Origin of the sequence: Anditalea andensis, assembly GCF_000714815.1 — a bacterium.
Classification (GTDB): Bacteria; Bacteroidota; Bacteroidia; order Cytophagales; family Cyclobacteriaceae; genus Anditalea; species Anditalea andensis.
Genome location: NZ_JMIH01000014.1, coordinates 333,744 through 350,730, shown reverse-complemented (window position 1 = coordinate 350,730; position 16,987 = coordinate 333,744). Strand labels below are relative to the sequence as shown.

At 40.4% G+C, this 16,987-nt stretch carries 15 protein-coding genes; 9 read left to right on the top strand and 6 right to left on the bottom strand.

The genetic code is table 11. The features are described from left to right. Positions 1 to 63: 63 nt before the first annotated feature. Positions 64 to 390 (bottom strand): HesB/IscA family protein, encoded by a 327-nt coding sequence (locus EL17_RS05115; RefSeq protein WP_035071071.1) that lies wholly within the window; start codon positions 388 to 390, stop codon positions 64 to 66. A gap of 93 nt (positions 391 to 483) precedes the next feature. Here EL17_RS05115 and mce point away from each other — a divergent pair, with 93 nt between their 5' ends. Beyond that, the gene (gene mce / locus EL17_RS05110) at positions 484 to 888 is read left to right on the top strand and encodes a methylmalonyl-CoA epimerase (protein WP_035071066.1); all 405 of its coding nucleotides are present in this window, start codon (positions 484 to 486) and stop codon (positions 886 to 888) included. Between the two features lie 113 nt (positions 889 to 1,001). Next, positions 1,002 to 2,033: a thiamine-phosphate kinase gene (thiL, locus tag EL17_RS05105; protein WP_035071063.1), complete on the top strand. Its 1,032-nt coding sequence runs from the start codon at positions 1,002 to 1,004 to the stop codon at positions 2,031 to 2,033. A gap of 81 nt (positions 2,034 to 2,114) precedes the next feature. Here thiL and EL17_RS05100 read toward each other — a convergent pair whose 3' ends face one another. Both EL17_RS05100 and EL17_RS05095 read right to left on the bottom strand, forming a co-directional pair. Next, positions 2,115 to 3,239 (bottom strand): sensor histidine kinase, encoded by a 1,125-nt coding sequence (locus EL17_RS05100; protein WP_035071060.1) that lies wholly within the window; start codon positions 3,237 to 3,239, stop codon positions 2,115 to 2,117. Next, positions 3,236 to 4,042, bottom strand: a complete 807-nt coding sequence (locus EL17_RS05095) for an alpha/beta fold hydrolase (protein WP_035071058.1) — start codon at positions 4,040 to 4,042, stop codon at positions 3,236 to 3,238. The genes EL17_RS05100 and EL17_RS05095 overlap by 4 nt, the downstream gene beginning before the upstream one ends. A 373-nt stretch (positions 4,043 to 4,415) precedes the next feature. Between EL17_RS05095 and EL17_RS05090 the strand changes: the two genes are divergently transcribed. The 3 genes from EL17_RS05090 to EL17_RS05080 are packed head-to-tail and all read left to right on the top strand — an operon-like array spanning position 4,416 to position 6,630. Beyond that, positions 4,416 to 4,829, top strand: a complete 414-nt coding sequence (locus tag EL17_RS05090) for a hypothetical protein (protein ID WP_035071056.1) — start codon at positions 4,416 to 4,418, stop codon at positions 4,827 to 4,829. A gap of 48 nt (positions 4,830 to 4,877) precedes the next feature. Next, positions 4,878 to 5,885 carry a methylmalonyl Co-A mutase-associated GTPase MeaB gene (gene meaB / locus EL17_RS05085; protein ID WP_035071054.1) on the top strand — a complete coding sequence of 336 codons (1,008 nt, stop codon included), beginning with the start codon at positions 4,878 to 4,880 and terminating at the stop codon, positions 5,883 to 5,885. After that, positions 5,854 to 6,630: a DUF3298 and DUF4163 domain-containing protein gene (locus tag EL17_RS05080; RefSeq protein WP_084166118.1), complete on the top strand. Its 777-nt coding sequence runs from the start codon at positions 5,854 to 5,856 to the stop codon at positions 6,628 to 6,630. Before meaB ends, EL17_RS05080 begins: the two co-directional genes overlap by 32 nt. 1 nt (position 6,631) lies before the next feature. On the opposite strand, the gene dnaA is transcribed toward EL17_RS05080, so the two are convergent. The 3 genes from dnaA to EL17_RS05065 form a co-directional block, all read right to left on the bottom strand. After that, positions 6,632 to 8,062, bottom strand: a complete 1,431-nt coding sequence (gene dnaA, locus EL17_RS05075; RefSeq protein WP_035071051.1) for a chromosomal replication initiator protein DnaA — start codon at positions 8,060 to 8,062, stop codon at positions 6,632 to 6,634. A 108-nt stretch (positions 8,063 to 8,170) separates the two neighbouring features. Next, positions 8,171 to 9,088, bottom strand: a complete 918-nt coding sequence (locus EL17_RS05070) for a bifunctional metallophosphatase/5'-nucleotidase (protein WP_035072081.1) — start codon at positions 9,086 to 9,088, stop codon at positions 8,171 to 8,173. Between the two features lie 2 nt (positions 9,089 to 9,090). After that, on the bottom strand, positions 9,091 to 9,855 hold the full coding sequence (locus tag EL17_RS05065) for a 5'-nucleotidase C-terminal domain-containing protein (RefSeq protein ID WP_035071049.1): 765 nt from the start codon (positions 9,853 to 9,855) through the stop codon (positions 9,091 to 9,093). Between the two features lie 118 nt (positions 9,856 to 9,973). Here EL17_RS05065 and EL17_RS05060 point away from each other — a divergent pair, with 118 nt between their 5' ends. The 4 genes from EL17_RS05060 (at position 9,974) to EL17_RS05045 (ending at position 16,971) form a co-directional block, all read left to right on the top strand. After that, on the top strand, positions 9,974 to 11,785 hold the full coding sequence (locus tag EL17_RS05060; RefSeq protein ID WP_035071047.1) for a methylmalonyl-CoA mutase family protein: 1,812 nt from the start codon (positions 9,974 to 9,976) through the stop codon (positions 11,783 to 11,785). Beyond that, a complete protein-coding gene (gene scpA / locus EL17_RS05055) occupies positions 11,782 to 13,908 on the top strand; it encodes a methylmalonyl-CoA mutase (RefSeq protein WP_035071045.1) in 2,127 nt (708 codons plus the stop codon). Before EL17_RS05060 ends, scpA begins: the two co-directional genes overlap by 4 nt. Before the next feature lie 131 nt (positions 13,909 to 14,039). Next, positions 14,040 to 15,929, top strand: coding sequence for a TIGR00341 family protein (locus EL17_RS05050; protein ID WP_035071043.1), 1,890 nt, complete (start codon positions 14,040 to 14,042; stop codon positions 15,927 to 15,929). 64 nt (positions 15,930 to 15,993) lie between these two features. Then, a complete protein-coding gene (locus EL17_RS05045) occupies positions 15,994 to 16,971 on the top strand; it encodes a DUF6263 family protein (RefSeq protein WP_035071041.1) in 978 nt (325 codons plus the stop codon). The last annotated feature ends 16 nt before the right edge of the window (positions 16,972 to 16,987 follow it).

The window sequence follows — 16,987 nt, the reverse complement described above, 5'->3', positions numbered from 1 at the left end:
TTAAAATACCAAAAGCACATGGGTAATTGTGCTTTTGGTATTTATGAAAGTAAAATGCGGGGACTATATAGAAAAACTCTCCCCGCATCCGCAGGTTCTTGATGCATTTGGATTGACAAACTGAAAACCTTTGCCATTTAAACCATCTGTAAACTCTAAAGTGGTTCCGGCCAAATAAAGCAGGCTTTTTCTATCTACAATAATTTTAACCCCTTTGTCCTCAAACACATGGTCGGAATCCTCCTTTTTACCATCAAAGCCCAAATCATACATCAGGCCTGAACAGCCACCGCCTTTGACAGATACACGGATATTTTCTTCCTCAGAGCGGCCTTCTTCTCTTTTCAATTCTAGGATCCTATCTTTAGCTTTATCTGAAACTATGATCATATATCGGTTTATTTAACAGCAGATTTTATTTTAGTAAAGGTAAAACATGCTTACCTTCGAAATGATTCAATGACAAATATACAAAAATTATAGATGAGAAAAATCGAACACCTCGGTATAGCGGTCAAAAACCTGAAATCCTCCAATGAGCTATTTAAAAAACTTCTGTGTACTGAGCATTATAAGGAAGAAAATGTGGAAGGGGAGGGGGTAGCCACTTCTTTTTTTATGATAGGAGAAACTAAGCTTGAACTCCTGGAAGCTACCAGACCCGATAGCCCTATAGCCAAGTACATAGAAAAGAAATCAGAGGGGATACACCATATCGCCTTTGAGGTGGAAGATATTCATGCAGAGATGGAAAGGCTAAAAAGTGAGGGTTTTGAAATTCTAAATGAAATCCCCAAAGAAGGGGCGGATAATAAGCTGGTAGTTTTCCTTCATCCCCGCTCTACAAATGGGGTTTTGGTGGAATTGTGTCAGGAAAAGCGATCTTAATTACCACTTTGTCTTTTTAAACCGTAATTTTGCACAAAGTATTGAAATCACTATGTAGAGACGCCAAACGGTCATTAAAAACCCACGTCTCTACGCCACTGCATAAAAATACCATGGAAGAAAAAAGAACAGAAATAGGTGATTTGGGTGAATTTGGCCTGATCGACCGGTTAAATAAAAATATAAAAGTAAAACATCAAAGCACCATCAAAGGCATAGGCGATGATGCTGCAGTGCTCGATGCCGGTTCCGGCAAGGTGAAAGTAGTGACTACCGACCTGCTTATGGAAGGGGTGCATTTTGACCTTTCCTATGCGCCTCTGCAGCACCTTGGTTTTAAAGCTGTGGCGGTAAATGTGTCTGATGTGGCGGCAATGAACGCCATCCCTAAACAGATAACGGTAAGCATCGCTCTGTCCAACAGGTTTTCTGTGGAAGCAGTAGAAGCTTTGTATAAAGGTATAAATGCAGCAGCGGAGCAATACCATGTAGACGTAATAGGAGGAGATACTACATCCTCTCGTTCGGGTCTGGCCATATCCATCACGGCAATAGGGGAGGCAAAAATAGACCAAGTAGTATACCGATCAGGTGCGAAGGTCAATGATATCATATGCGCTACGGGCGATCTTGGTGGGGCATTAATAGGCCTACAGGTATTGGAAAGGGAAAAACAGGTATACCTTGCCAATCCGGATATGAAACCAGATCTAGAAAAATATGCCTACATCACAGGTAGGCAGTTAAAACCGGATGCCAGAATGGATATCATCCACGAGCTAAGGGATCTGGAGGTAATCCCTACCAGTATGATCGATATATCTGACGGACTGGCTTCGGAGCTGTTCCATATCTGTAAGGCCTCCAATGTGGGAGTCCTGATTTATGAGGACAAGCTGCCTATAGACAAGCAGACCTTTGATACAGCTGTGGAATTTGGGCTGGATCCGATTACCTGCGTATTGAATGGAGGGGAAGATTATGAACTGCTATTTACCATCAGTCAGGAAGATTTCTCCAAACTGGAAAAGCATCCCGATATCCATTTTATTGGCCATGTGACCAATGCGGATGAAGGCAAATATATGGTGACTAAAAGCGAAACAGCAGTGGAGCTAAAGGCTCAGGGGTGGAAGCATTTTTAGGCAATTATTATATAAAGGTATTACAGAGACAGGTATGGATAAGGACTATGGCTACACCCTGGGTATAGTCCTGGGTGAAAGTCATGAGGAGGCAGTATCAAGGTTTTTTGGTAATGTAAAGTAAAAAGTACTGCCTTCTCCCGGTACAGAAGAGACACCTATGCTTCCTCCATGTTTGTCCACTATCCTTTTACAGGCAGATAATCCAATCCCCGTACCTGCTATTTCATCATGAGAATGAAGCCTTTCCATAAAGTTAAATATTTTCTTATCGTATTTCTGTTCGAATCCAGTCCCATTATCCTGTACAAACACTGTGAAGAAATTTCTTTCTTCTTTAAAGCTGACATGGATCTGTGGAGGTTCTGCCTTCCTATACTTAATAGCATTGGAAAAAAGGTTTAAAAACAATCTGGTAATTTGGGATTTATTTCCATGGATAATAGGAAGTTCTTCTATAGTAAACTTTGCTCCATTTTTGGAGATTTCTTCATTTAGCATCTCCATGGCGAGAAAACTGGTCTCCCTGAGAGATATATGAACCAATTCACCGATTTTACCATCCAGTTTAGAATATTCTAGCAGATCATGGATCATTGTCCGCATGCGTTGCGTATTACTGGCTATGATAGAAAAAAGCTCATCTCCTTCCTCTCCTTTGGGCAGAAGTTTTTTTCTTTCTATAAGGGAGATGACACTACCGATATTGTTTAAAGGTGCCTGAAGATCATGAGAAGCCGTGTAGGCAAAATGCTCCAGTTCTTCATTGATTTCTCTCAGTCTTTTATTGGTTTCCTCTGCTTCTTTTCTGGCTTTCAATAATTCTTTTTCATACTGTTTTCTTTGTGTTATGTCAATAATAGAAAGTCTATAGAAGGTTTCTCCTGCCTGGGCCTGGACTTTTATGCCGTTGATCAGGACAGGGACAACTCTTTTTTCCGATCCCCTCAGTTCCATATTTATTTCCTTCACTTTTTCCTGCATCTGCAGCAAAGGCATCATATGGGTCTCATAGTACATCTTTCCGCCTATGCCCAAAAGATCAGGAAATCTTTTTTTATAAAGGACTTCGTCTCTCTTATACCCGAGCCAGAAGAGTAAGGTATTATTTATATTGACTATCTCCCCATCTGCTAGCATGGTCAGATATCCACATGGGGCATTTTGATACAGGTCCTCCGTATGTTCGATGAATTTTGACTTCAATTGTAATTTTCTATATAAGATTTAAGTGCCTGTATAGTCTGGTCTGGAGCTGTAAGGTGTGGACAGTGGCCTGAAACCTCAAGCAGCTTATAGCTGCCGTTTTGTACACTACCATATACAAATTGCCCTACCTTTATCGGGGCTATTACATCAGGGTGGCATTGTATGATGAGCACTGGCGTGGTGATTTTTGAAAGGTCTTGGCGGTTATCGCCAAGGAAGGTGACTTTGGCAAAATGCTTAGCTATCTCTGGGTTCATCCTGCAGAAACTGTTGTTTAATTCTTCAGTAAACTCCGGCTTATCAGGATTTCCCATGATGACAGGTGTAATTAAACTAGACCATCCCAAGTAGTTACTTTCCAGTGTATCTATCAGTTCATCAATGTCCTCTTTGGAGAATCCACCGTAATAATTATCATCATTAATATAACACGGAGATGGTCCTATCATGATCAGCTGTTTAAAGAGTTCTGGCCTTTTGGCCGCTGCCAGAGCACCGATCATACTGCTGACTGAATGTCCTACAAATATGACCTCAGTGAGTTCAAGGTTTTCACATAGTTCTATGATGTCATCAGCATATCCCTTCAGTGTATTGTATTTTTCAAACCTATATTCATTTTCATCCGAGTTGCCCGAGCCGACATGATCAAACAATATAATGTCATAGGCCTCTTCAAATGCCGGGGTGATGTATCGCCACATATGTTGGTCACAGCCATATCCATGTGCAAACATAATGGTTTGGCTCCCTGATCCTATCCGGTTAATGTTGTTTCTGGCTATTAAATTTTTACCCATATTGGCAATTTGATTTTTAAATCATACGGTAATAAAAATATAAATTTAGCATATAATTTAACATGATTTTAAAACTTAGAAAGGTTATGCATTAAAAAAGTTAAAATTATTCTACAGATTAATATATCATAAGCCTTAGCATAATGAAATATTTTAGAATAAATCCTACATATGCTGTCTATCGTAATCAAAAATTTTATCCTTGGGCTTTCAATAATCTAAAGATATGCTCGAATACTTTTTTATTGGTTCTATCATGAGAATAAATACTAAGTGATGATAGTTATAGGGACTGGACTCGTTTGTCGCTATCTGAACCTTAGTTTTGAAAATTAGTTGATCTCTGTAAAGAAAAGCATTACTTTGTAAAGTAATGAAGACACAAAAGATTATATACTTACTATTTGCAGGCCTACTGATTCTGGTCATTTATATTGCGAAAGATACTTTTTCTCAGCCTACATTAAATGATCTGGAGGGGAATTTTACAGAATTGGCCTCCTATAGAAATGAAAACAATACAGGTCCTATCATACGTCTTTATGTGGTCAGTATCTCAGATACCCTATGGAATGAAATGGAAACTTATGGCGACATGATGCCGCACTCAAAATACGGGAATACCAAAATCTATTTTTTCCCTGAGGGTGAAGATGTACCTTCTGATATCACTCCCGTAAAACCATACTTTTCTACTGTGTATCAATCATCCTGTCTGGCATTGTATGAAAAAACCTCGATGGGTGATGTGAGATTTACCAAGTTTCCTTTTACTGTTGATCAGTAAATGGTATTTTAGATCTGAATTTTTATTTTACGATGTAAAGAGACTATAGTGACAAAAAACAGAACCAGGCTATCGGTGCCGGAATATGTAGCCGGAGTCCTGAGCGGGAACAGGATGGTCCTTAGTAGAGCGATCACCTTAGTAGAAAGCACATTATCATCTGATCAGGATCTTGCAGAGCAGGTAGTCAACGGAATCATGGGTGCTACAGGTAAGGCTATCCGTATCGGAATTACAGGAGTGCCCGGAGTAGGTAAAAGCACTTTTATAGAAAGCTTTGGTCAATTAATCGTCCAAAAGGGACACAGACTCGCGGTGTTGGCAGTGGATCCCAGTAGCCAGCGGACCAAAGGAAGCATATTGGGGGATAAGACCAGGATGGAGACCTTGGCTTCAGACCAAAGGGCCTATATCCGTCCTTCTCCTGCAGGCAGTACCTTGGGTGGAGTGGGGGCAAAGACGCGGGAGGCCATGTTACTCTGTGAAGCAGCTGGCTTTGATGTGATATTTATAGAAACGGTGGGAGTAGGCCAGTCTGAAGTAATGGTAAAAGGTATGGTAGATTTTTTTTTACTTTTAATGCTCGCGGGAGCAGGTGATGAGCTTCAGGGCATTAAAAAAGGTATCATAGAAATAGCAGATGCTATTGCCATAAACAAAGCGGACGGTGATAATATCAGTATGGCCCATAAAGCTAAAAGAGAATACAGCAATGCCCTGCATTTATTTCCCCTGAACAAAAATGGATGGATGCCACAGGTGAAGATATGTTCTGCAGTTGATAAAACCGGCTTGGATGAAATATGGGACATGATCCTTTCTTTTAAAGAAAAAATGGAAGACAATGGATCTTTTGCCGAGAACAGGTCAGATCAGCGCATTACATGGCTTCACGAACATATTGCTTATTTACTTGAACACAGATTTTATAATAACAGTACCGTTAAAAAATCTTTGTCAGAGCACCTATCGGATGTAAGGTCAGGTAATCTTAGCTCAATTTCTGTGGCAAGATCCTTGGTAGATGTTTTTATTAAAGACATTGAGAATGGGTAGAGGTACACTTCTTTTACTTTATTTACCTTATATTTTAATACAGATGGCTTGTCAGGCACCAAAAGAAACCGATTTTCCGAGAATGGGGTTTAATTTGGCTGTGTTTGAGAAGAATAATTGCTATGGGGAAAGATGCGCCAATGTATCCTTTTCTTACCCAGAATTTGATAGCTCACATCCCTATTCTCAGCAGATAAATACCCACATAGAAGAGCAGTTGAAAATGTATCTCCAGTTTGGAGTTTTTCATGATTATGAAACATTGGATGCAGCAGTAGATGATTTTTTTGAGGTATTTGAACTTGAAGAAGATACTGTCTTATGGTCTGTGGATGTAGAAGCTCGGGTTTCCTATATGACTGAAAGGCTAATAAGCATAGAATTCAAAAATTTATCACATACGGGTGGTAATCATCCAAACGAGCATTTAATGTTCTTAAATTTTGATCTGGATCAGCAAAGCCTCATGGTCAGAGAAGACGTGGTATTAGACCATGGTAAATTGATAGAAAAGGCAGACCGAGCATTTAAAAATTATCACCAAGTCAGCATGACTAAAAGTTTGCAAGAAGATGGCAGGTTTTTTTTGGAAGAAGGGACCATATTCCTGCCATTCTCTATAGGGTATAGGGGGAGTAATCTGGTGCTGTATTATAATCATTATGAAATCTCTCCATATGATATGGGTCCTACAGAACTTTTATTTCCTCTATCTGAGCTAAAGAATATCGTCCTGATAAAATGAACTAATAAGACCTCATTTTGAATTTCTTGCGCTGTTCATTGACAGCATTTCTAAAAGCCGTGTCGGTTTCCATCAAGTCATTTACCGTCTGCACGGCGTGGATGACTGTACTGTGATCCCGTCCACCAAAGTGATAGCCTATTGACTTCAGAGAATGGTTAGTAAATTCTTTAGAGAAGTACATGGCTACCTGTCTGGCAGTGACTATTTCTTTTTTACGCGTCTTTGCCTTCAGGTCTTCCAGCTTTATGCCATAGTAGTCAGAAACCGTTTTTTGGATAAAATCTATGCCTACTTCAGTTTCAATATCTTTGACGATATTTTTCATGATGTTTTTAGCCAGTCCAAGGTCTATTTCTACCCTGTTTAGGCTAGCATGGGCTATCAGCGAAATCAGCACCCCTTCCAATTCCCTTACATTAGTATCTACTGTATAAGCAAGGTATTCGATCACATCATCAGGGATGTAGATCCCTTCTGTTTGCATCTTACGCCTGATGATCACTACCCTGGTCTCAAAATCAGGCATATGGAGATCAGCAGTAAGTCCCCATTTGAATCTGGATAGCAGACGTTCCTCTAATCCTTTGAGATCCCTAGGCGGGCAATCGGAAGTCATGATGATCTGCTTTTTGCTCTGATGAAGGTGGTTGAATATGTGGAAGAACATTTCCTGTGTCCGATCCTTACCTGCTAAAAATTGAATGTCATCAATGATAAGCACATCTACCTGCATATAAAAGTTGGTAAAACTCTTTACATTCCCATCTTTTATGGAATCCATAAATTGGTTTACAAATTTCTCCGAGGATACATACAGTACGAATTTATCTTCCGGTCCATCTTTGATTTCATTACCTATTGCTTGGACAAGATGTGTTTTTCCTAACCCCACACCACCATATACCATCAGTGGGTTAAAAGAAGTAACGCCTGGCTTAGTAGCTACAGCATAGCCAGCTGATCTGGCCAGTCGGTTACAGTCTCCCTCTATATAGGAATTAAAAGTATAAGTAGGGTTTAGATTAGACTGCAGGAGCTGGTCACTGTTTAGTGACTGCATATCAAAGGGGCTTCGGCTTTCTTTTTCTGCCAGCATTGCAGCTTTTTTCTTAGAAACAGCGGCCGCATTGCCCTGCGGATAACTTACTACATAGGGTTGGTTCTGAGAGTTGCCCCTATCGACCACCACAGCATATTCCAGTTTACCATTAGCCCCCAGGGTGGTTTTAATAGCAAGTTTTAATACTTCTACATAGTTATCTTCCAGCCACTCAAAAAAGAATTGGCTTGGAACTTGGATGGTAAGCGCTGATCCATCCAGCCTTACCGGATTAATAGGCTTAAACCAAGTAGAAAAACTCTGCTCATTGACATGCTCTTCGATGATACGTAAGCATTCATTCCAAACCGCTTTAGCCTCTGAGCTCATTGATGATTTATATTACTAGAAAGTCTTTTAGAAAGTAATCCTCTCCTTGAGGGGGATCAAATTTGAGAAAAATATATTTAAATAAAAAATCAATTTAATCTTGACTTTTCATATTATAGCTAGGGGTTCAGAATTAGCATAACTTATTTCGTTTTTCTTTCCAAATGCAAAATCTATCTTCCCTAATTTTAATCCGGACCATCCTACTTGATTTATTAATGTTTTATGTCCGTCCTTATTTATAATTTCTTCGGGATGATCCAGGAAGGTATGGGTGTGCCCCCCTATGATCAAATCAATTCCATTTACCTGGGCGGCCAGCTTGCGGTCGTCTATTTTTTGAGATTGGTAGGAATAGCCCAGGTGAGATAAGCATATGATCAGGTCACATTTCTTGTTTTTTAATTGCTGCACCATTTCTCTGGAGACGGCTATTGGGTCTAAGTATTTGGTATTTCCGTAATTTTCTTTGGCTACCAATCCTTCCAATTCTATGCCTAACCCAAATACTCCAATTTTGATCCCGCCCTTATTGAAGATTTTATAGGCGGAAAATTGATTATGCAATAATGTATCTGAGAAATCGTAGTTGGAGGAAATAAAGTTAAAAGATGCATTGGGGAGTTGCCCCAAAAGTCCGTCCATCCCATTGTCAAAGTCATGGTTTCCCAGCGTAGCAGCATCGTATTTCATTTTGCTCATCAGTTTAAACTCCAGTTCACCTCCATAAAAATTAAAATAAGGTGTCCCCTGGAATATATCACCTGCATCCAATAGTAATACATTTGGCTCTTTTGCCCTGATTTCAGAAATAAGTGTAGCCCGACGGGCCATGCCCCCCATATTGGCAAAAGTGCCGCCGTCATCAGGAAATGGTTCTATTCTCGAATGCATATCATTTGTATGTAGAATAGTTATTTTCTTAGACGACGCTGCTAATAGCGACTGAGGCATTAAGCTGCCGCTCAAAGCCATTCCTGTACCTGAAATTAAGGTTTTCTTTAAAAATGCTCTTCTGCTGTCCATGCTCATTTATATATTTGCCTGCCTTCTATAGCCGCATCCACTTTTTTGCCCTCTGTCGTTAGCGCTTTGATTTTGTCCAAAAGCATTTCTCTCATGAGGATATTGGACGATTTTACCCGTGGTAAGTCTACCAGAAAGTCCATCCTATCTCCTCCATTGGCTAGATAATCATTTATAGCGACCAGATACTTCCTACTGTGATCCAGTGCCTCACCGTTTACGGTCAATATATTAAGGTTATTTTCTTTTGCTTCAAGGTGTAAACCTGTAAGCCCAAGGTTTTTGCCCTTTACAGCATATTCCCCCAGTCTTTTGACATCCTCGGCATTTAATTCAAGGATATAGATGAAATTTTCGAATGGTGCCAATTCAAATATATTGCCTACAGTAATATCTCCTTTTGGCAGAGAATTTCTCAGCCCTCCATTATTGACTACCGATATGTCAACAGGCAAATTAAATTTTTCCTGGGAAAATTCTTTTTGAAGATCAGCCACTAAATTTCCCAATGCGGTTTCTCCTTTGCCACCCTTAGTAAGTTCTTTTTCGGATCTGGCGATGACTTTATTCATTTCAGCGTCCAACCTTACTTTATAGGGAGCTATGATTTCCTCAAAATCTTTATCGATAGTGGTAAGGGGATCAATGGAAAGTAATTCAAAACTACTACTTTTATGTAATTGTGGGGAGCATGCTGAGAATAATATTATGGCTATCCCCCATATAGCCATTTTTATTTTTGGGACCTTTCTCGAATGGTTCTTCATCTGTTGTAATATTGATTGCAATATAATGGTTTTTGACCCACCAAAAGCTTATTTTTGACCTAAGGGCTTTATTTACAAATATGGGCAATAATTCTCTTTTGATGATAATTAATCCAAAATGACAGAAAATTTATTTAATGAATTTCCGCACGCTTCCAAGCAAGAATGGATTGAACTGGCCACAAAAGATCTTAATGGTCAGGATTTTGAGCGGAGGCTGATTACAAAAAACGTGGAAGGATTTTCTGATTATCCTTTCTATACAGCAGAGGACATTGCTGCTTTTTCTTGGTTACAGTCATATAACAACATGTCTAGCAAGCCTTCAGATCTACCGGGCATGCCTCCCCGTATATGGCACAATGCCGTCATTATTTCCGTCACTGATCTAAAAACTGCTGTAGAGGAAATCCAGTTTGTATTGGATAACGGGGCTGATGCCATAGTATTGGAATTAGAGGGTAAAGTAGATTTTCACGCTTTACTTAAAAATGTGCTACCCCAATATATCCAGATTTGGATAAAACCTACCCGATATGAACCAACGGTTTTAGAAGATTTTTTCTCATGGTATCGCCATAAAGACATAAAAAACACGGCGCTTTATGGCGGATTTCTATGGGATTTTTTCTCCCAGGCTTTAACTTATCCGTTAGAGTATGAAGCTATTATTCATGATATCCATCATATACACGACATTTCCAGGATTTATCCCAATTTTAAGGGACTCTGCCTAGATGCTTCAGTATATCACCATGCAGGTGGACATGCTGTGCAGGATGTGGGATATAGCTTGGCCTTGGCAGTGGATATATTGGACAGCATGACTGCCAGGGGTATAGCCGCTGTAGATTTTTTCAAAAACTTTTTTGTAAAATCTGCTGTAGGGACGCATTATTTTATGGAATTGGCTAAAATAAAAACGCTGAGGATAGCCTTCCATCAGTTATCAAAGATATATGAAGTAGATATAGCACCAGCGGATATTTTCATTTTCGCTGAGACCAGTATGTGGTCTAAATCTGCCCTGGATCCTTATAATAACATCATCCGGAATACCTCTGAAGCTATGGCAGCGATCATAGGAGGATGCAATACCCTTCTTGTACATCCCCATGATAGTGCCTACCATCAGCCGGATACTTTTTCTAAAAGGATGGCGAGAAATGTCAGCAGCATATTAAAAGAGGAAAGCTATTTTGATAAAGTCATAGATCCAAGTGCAGGCTCTTATTATGTTTCATCCCTGATAAACAACCTTTATCAGGACGCTTTGCAACTATTGAAAGACACTGAGACCTTGGGTGGATGGTGGGCTGCTTACCAGAAACACATCTTACAGGAAACTATTAGGCAAGTAAGGAAAACAAAGCATGGCTATCTCTCTACCCGCAAAATAATACAGGTAGGCGTAAACCAATATGTAAATGCCTCCGAGGATACAGCGCTGGAATTTATAATGCCCAAAGAAGAGGAATACCAATTATATCCCCACACCTTGAGTGATCCTTATATTGAAATGAAAATTAATATGGAAGTTTTTTTTAGAAACTTTCCACAGTATAAACAAATAAGATTACTGGCTTTAAGTCCAGGGGCAAGACCAAGAACTGAATTTGCTAAAAATTTCTTTGAAACGGCAGGCTTTGTTGTAAATGAATCAAAGGGAGATTTCAATGTTTTAGGTAAAACAGCCCTATCTATAGGGGAACACATCTTGGTTCTATGTGGTACTGATGAAGACTATGAAAAACAAGCTGTCCAAGTGACCAAAACCATGCAAAATAGTGGGAAATTACTGATACTGGCCGGCTATCCAGATGATTTGGTTACTGCTTTGATAGAATCCGGACTTAGGACTTTTATTCATTTAAAAACAAATGTGACCGAAACTATCTTACAGCTCACAGAAGATTTAAAATGCCTATGAGACCAGATATAGATAAGCTTTTTTCACCAAGTGTATCCACGTATACCCCACCTTCGGTAGAGGGCAATTGGGCTACAGGGGAAAAAATAGATGTAAAACCTATATATAGCCAGAAGGATATCCAGGATATCGGCCATATAGGATATATTGCGGGTAAAGCTCCCTTTCTCAGAGGGCCTTATAGCACCATGTATGTCATGAGGCCATGGACGATCAGGCAGTATGCAGGTTTTTCTACCGCTGAGGAATCCAATGCCTTTTATAGAAGAAACCTGGCTGCAGGTCAGAAGGGATTATCGGTAGCTTTTGACCTGGCCACACATAGGGGCTACGATTCCGATCACCCCAGGGTACAGGGGGATGTAGGCAAGGCTGGTGTGGCCATAGACTCCGTACTAGACATGAAGATACTCTTTGACCAGATCCCGCTGGATAAGATGTCCGTTTCTATGACGATGAACGGTGCGGTGATCCCTATCCTGGCTTTTTATATAGTAGCTGCAGAAGAGCAGGGAGTGAAGCCTGAAGCGCTCAGCGGCACTATCCAGAATGATATCCTCAAGGAGTTTATGGTGCGGAACACTTATATCTATCCACCTCTTCCTTCTATGCGGATAATAGCGGATATATTCGAATACACTTCTAAGCACATGCCTAAGTTCAATTCCATATCTATATCTGGGTATCATATGCAGGAGGCTGGAGCTACAGCAGATCTGGAACTGGCCTATACACTTGCTGATGGTCTGGAATATCTTAAAGCCGGGATTGAGGCCGGTCTGGATATAGATGACTTTGCTCCACGGCTTTCTTTTTTTTGGGCCATAGGGATGAACCACTTTATGGAGATAGCCAAAATGCGGGCTGGAAGATTGCTATGGGCAAAACTGGTCAGGCAATTCAACCCGAAGAGTGAAAAATCATTGGCTCTTAGGACTCACTGTCAGACATCCGGTTGGTCTCTTACAGAGCAGGATGCGTTTAATAATGTGGCCAGGACCACAGTGGAAGCTATGGCAGCTGTGCTAGGCCATACCCAGTCCCTGCATACAAATTCATTTGACGAGGCCATAGCATTGCCGACAGATTTTTCTGCCCGTATAGCACGAAACACCCAGCTCTATCTGCAGGATGAGACTAACATCACCAAAGTGGTGGATCCATGGGGAGGGTCATATTATGTGGAATATCTGACCGACCGGTTAGTGAAACGTGCCTGGGAGCTGATAGAAGAAGTGGAAGAGCTAGGTGGGATGGCCAAAGCTATAGAGGCGGGGGTTCCTAAGATGAGGATAGAAGAGGCAGCTGCCCGTAAGCAGGCCAGAATAGATAGTGGCAAAGATGTCATTGTGGGCGTAAACCGCTATCAGGCAGTCAAAGATAATGATTTCGATATACTGGAGGTGGACAATGACTCTGTAAGAAAATCACAGATAGAACGTTTGGAAAAACTTAAGGCAGATAGAAATCAGGAAAATGTAAATCAAGCTCTCGACAGAATCACAGAGGCCGCGAAAAAAGGCAAAGGCAATCTTTTGGAACTGGCCGTAATGGCGGCAAGAAAAAGGGCTACTTTGGGTGAAATCTCTATTGCTATGGAAAAAGAATTTGGTAGGCACAAAGCTACAGTAAAAAGTATCACCGGCATATATTCCGGAGAGGCAAAAGATGATCTGTTTTTTAAAGAGGCCCAGGAACTGGCCAATAAATTTGCCGAACTGGAAGGCCGGCGTCCCAGAATCATGGTTGCCAAGATGGGTCAGGATGGTCATGACAGAGGGGCCAAAGTGATCGCTACCGGTTTTGCTGATGTGGGCTTTGATGTGGATATAGGTCCGCTCTTCCAGACTCCGGAAGAAGTCGCCCAGCAGGCGGCAGAAAATGATGTACACATCGTGGGCGCATCATCTTTGGCCGCAGGACATAAAACGTTGGTGCCACAGCTCATCCAGGCATTAAGGGATTTGGGCAGAGCCGATATAATGGTTATAGCTGGAGGGGTCATTCCTCCCAAAGATTATGATTATTTATATGCTGCCGGTGTAACATCAGTATTTGGTCCGGGCACTATCCTTCCGAAAGCCGCTATAGAGATCCTTCAAAAGTTACTGGGGGAAGATTAGATAGGACCTAGGCCGGTATTATTAAAAAAATGCCGGCCTTTTCTAACTTTTTAACTTTAAAATGGTAGTGATATTAAATTTTTTATATTAAAAATAATTATCTTAATATTTATAGTGAATTAACTCCCAATATGATAGCAATAACTTTATTATATGACGAACTTGAAAAGAATACAGTAGATGATAAAATAGCTCCAGAGTTCGGTCATAACCTTAAGATGTTGCTTGCATTTAAAACTGACCTGAAATTTGAGTTGGGAGATGCTGAACTTATCATCACTTACCTTTCTGATGAGCAGCTAAAGGAGTTTTTACCCATTGCTGTGGAAAAAGGTTGGAAAGTAGGCTTTTTGCCTCATCCCAAAATGATACATGCTTTATCGGGTTTTGGTATAGAATCTAAATTAACCTCTGCGATCACCACAATCCTAAACTGTAAAGACACGGTAAAGGTAGATTTATTAATGGCCAATGGTTTACCTATTTTTAATACCATGGTACTAGGGGATTCCATCAGTTTGGTGTCAGGAGCGATGGAGAAATCAGAGTGGCGGGTCCAAATGGCCAAAGTGAAAAACTTTTTCAGACTTTTTAAATATTTGAGAGCACAGCAGTATTCTGTCATCCTAAACAAAGAAGGGAAAGAGAATAGGGAGGACATAGTTACTGCCGCATTGGGCATGATCATCGTGCTGCATAAAAAAAGTTCTCTGCTTACCCGAAGGATTCTTACTGAATCATATATTAATGACGGGTTCTTTCATCTTTTGATTTTGGCACCCAGAAGTATATTTGGTTTGGTCCATTTTGGAGTCAAAAGTTTTTTAAGGTCTAATGAGACTACGGTATTACCCCCCCATGTCTCCCATATCAAGACCCGGAAGTTAAAAATAACCAGTCAATCGCCTATAAATTATTCAGCAGATGAAAAATTAATGAGCGCTAAAGAAATTGAACTAGAAGTACTACCAAAAATCATTGGAATCGTGCCCGGTCCTAACCTTCAATTTGCAGAAAAGGTCAAAACCAAAGAAATTTTTAAGATACACGAGCTGCCTAAGGACGAGATTAAAGAAGAGCTGATAAAAAATCCGCTTCCGCTCATAGATCACGCCAGTACTGAAGAGTTTAAATGGCTTTTCACCATACTGCGTGAAAATGCCAAGACCAGCTCCAGTTACATGGTTCTAATGGTGCTGTCAACTCTGATCGCCACCTTTGGTCTGTTCGGAAATTCATCACCAGTCATTATCGGAGCTATGATTCTAGCGCCACTGATGTCTCCCATAATTTCTTTGGCTATGGGGGTACTTAGGCAAAATGAGTCCCTGATCAGGGAAAGTTTAAGATCAGTATTGACAGGGTTACTGTTAGGGTATTTATGTGCGTTGGTGATTACTTGGATTACACCGCTGGATTCTTATAATAATGAAATACTGGCTAGAATAAGACCCAATCTGCTCGATCTAGGTGTGGCGGTCGGGTCAGGGGTGGCCGGAGCTTATGCGCACGCTAAGAAAGAAATAGCCAAAACCCTGGCAGGTGTAGCGATTGCAGTAGCTTTGGTGCCACCGCTGGCAGTATCGGGTATAGGATTGGGATGGATGGACCTTTCTGTGTTTATAGGGGCATTTCTATTATTGATAACCAACTTGGCAGGAATGGTTTTGGCAGCTGCTCTGACATTTTTGTTTTTAGGATATAGCCCTATCAATCTGGCCAAAAAAGGATTATTGATTTCTTCATTACTGGTGGTCAGCATAAGTGCTCCCTTGGCTTTCGGATTTTCAAAAATGGTAAGGGAGAATAATATAATACAAAGCCTCAGTGGTGTAGAGGTAGACAATAAAGTATTAAGGGAAGTAAATGTCCGCCAACTTTCACCCCTTAGGATTAGCTTGCGGGTAGTGTCTGAAAGTCCTATGGATGAGATAGAGCTGCAGCGTTTAAAGAAGGAAATAGAAGCAGTGGTGGGAGAGGAACTGGAGCTAGAAGTAGCTGTAGGAATAATTCTGAGGTAATATAGGTCTGGTCGAATACAAGTACAGCAATAAAGTGCTTATCTTGACCATTATTTTAAAACACATGAAGCATAAAATTATCATATTTCTGACTTCTCTGATAGGCATAGTAGGTATTAATAGTAGCTTATTGGGACAAGAGGTCCTTTTGGAATATAAGCTTAAAAAAGACCAGCTGTTTACCCTGTCTGTACGTACCCAGCAGGTTATAGAGCAGGATTTGGGAGGATTTACCCAGACGGTCCAAAATTTAATAGATAGTGAGATTTATTTTAAGGTGATAGAAGTAAAAAATGATAGTACCAAGTTGGAGGTCGCCTATAAAAGTCTTTATTTCTCAATGGATGGACCGATGGGCGAAGGTATGGTCATGAGTAGTGAGGGGGATAAAAAGGACCCTATTAATATGATCGTCCGGGCCATGGTGAATAACCCTTTTTATGTATCCCTTAGTAAGTCAGGTAAAATTTACTCCGTAGAAGGAATGGAGACTGTAATGTCCAAAATAAACGAGACCCTTGATCTTATAGATGATGATATTAAAGAAAGTATACAGGCCAGCATAAACAACCAATTTGGAGAGGAGTCTTTTAAGTCATCATTTATGACCGGATTTATCCTATATCCTGATCATCCTGTTACTGTAGGGGATACATGGAGCAGTGCCACCATGGATTATTCTACTGTGCCCTTAAACATGAGCACTACATGGAAACTCAATAACGTACGAAAACAAACGGCTTCACTGGAAGGCACTGCCACCTTACAATCCCAGGAAATAACCAATAAAAAAGCAGGCGAAAAAGTAGCTAAAAATGCTAAACAGACCGGTGGGAAAGCATCTTCTGAAAAAGCCAATGTTGAAATGGCCGGTACGAATGTAATTAAAGCAATAGTCAATTTGTCTACCGGATGGCTACAAGAATCGACTCAGACATCAGAAGTTGCTGGAATCATGGTCTTACCCCCTGACAAATATTTCAGTGAATCGGTAGAAATACCACTCAAAATAAAGACAGTAACCAGAACATTCTTAAAATAAAAAAAGAGGCTTGAAA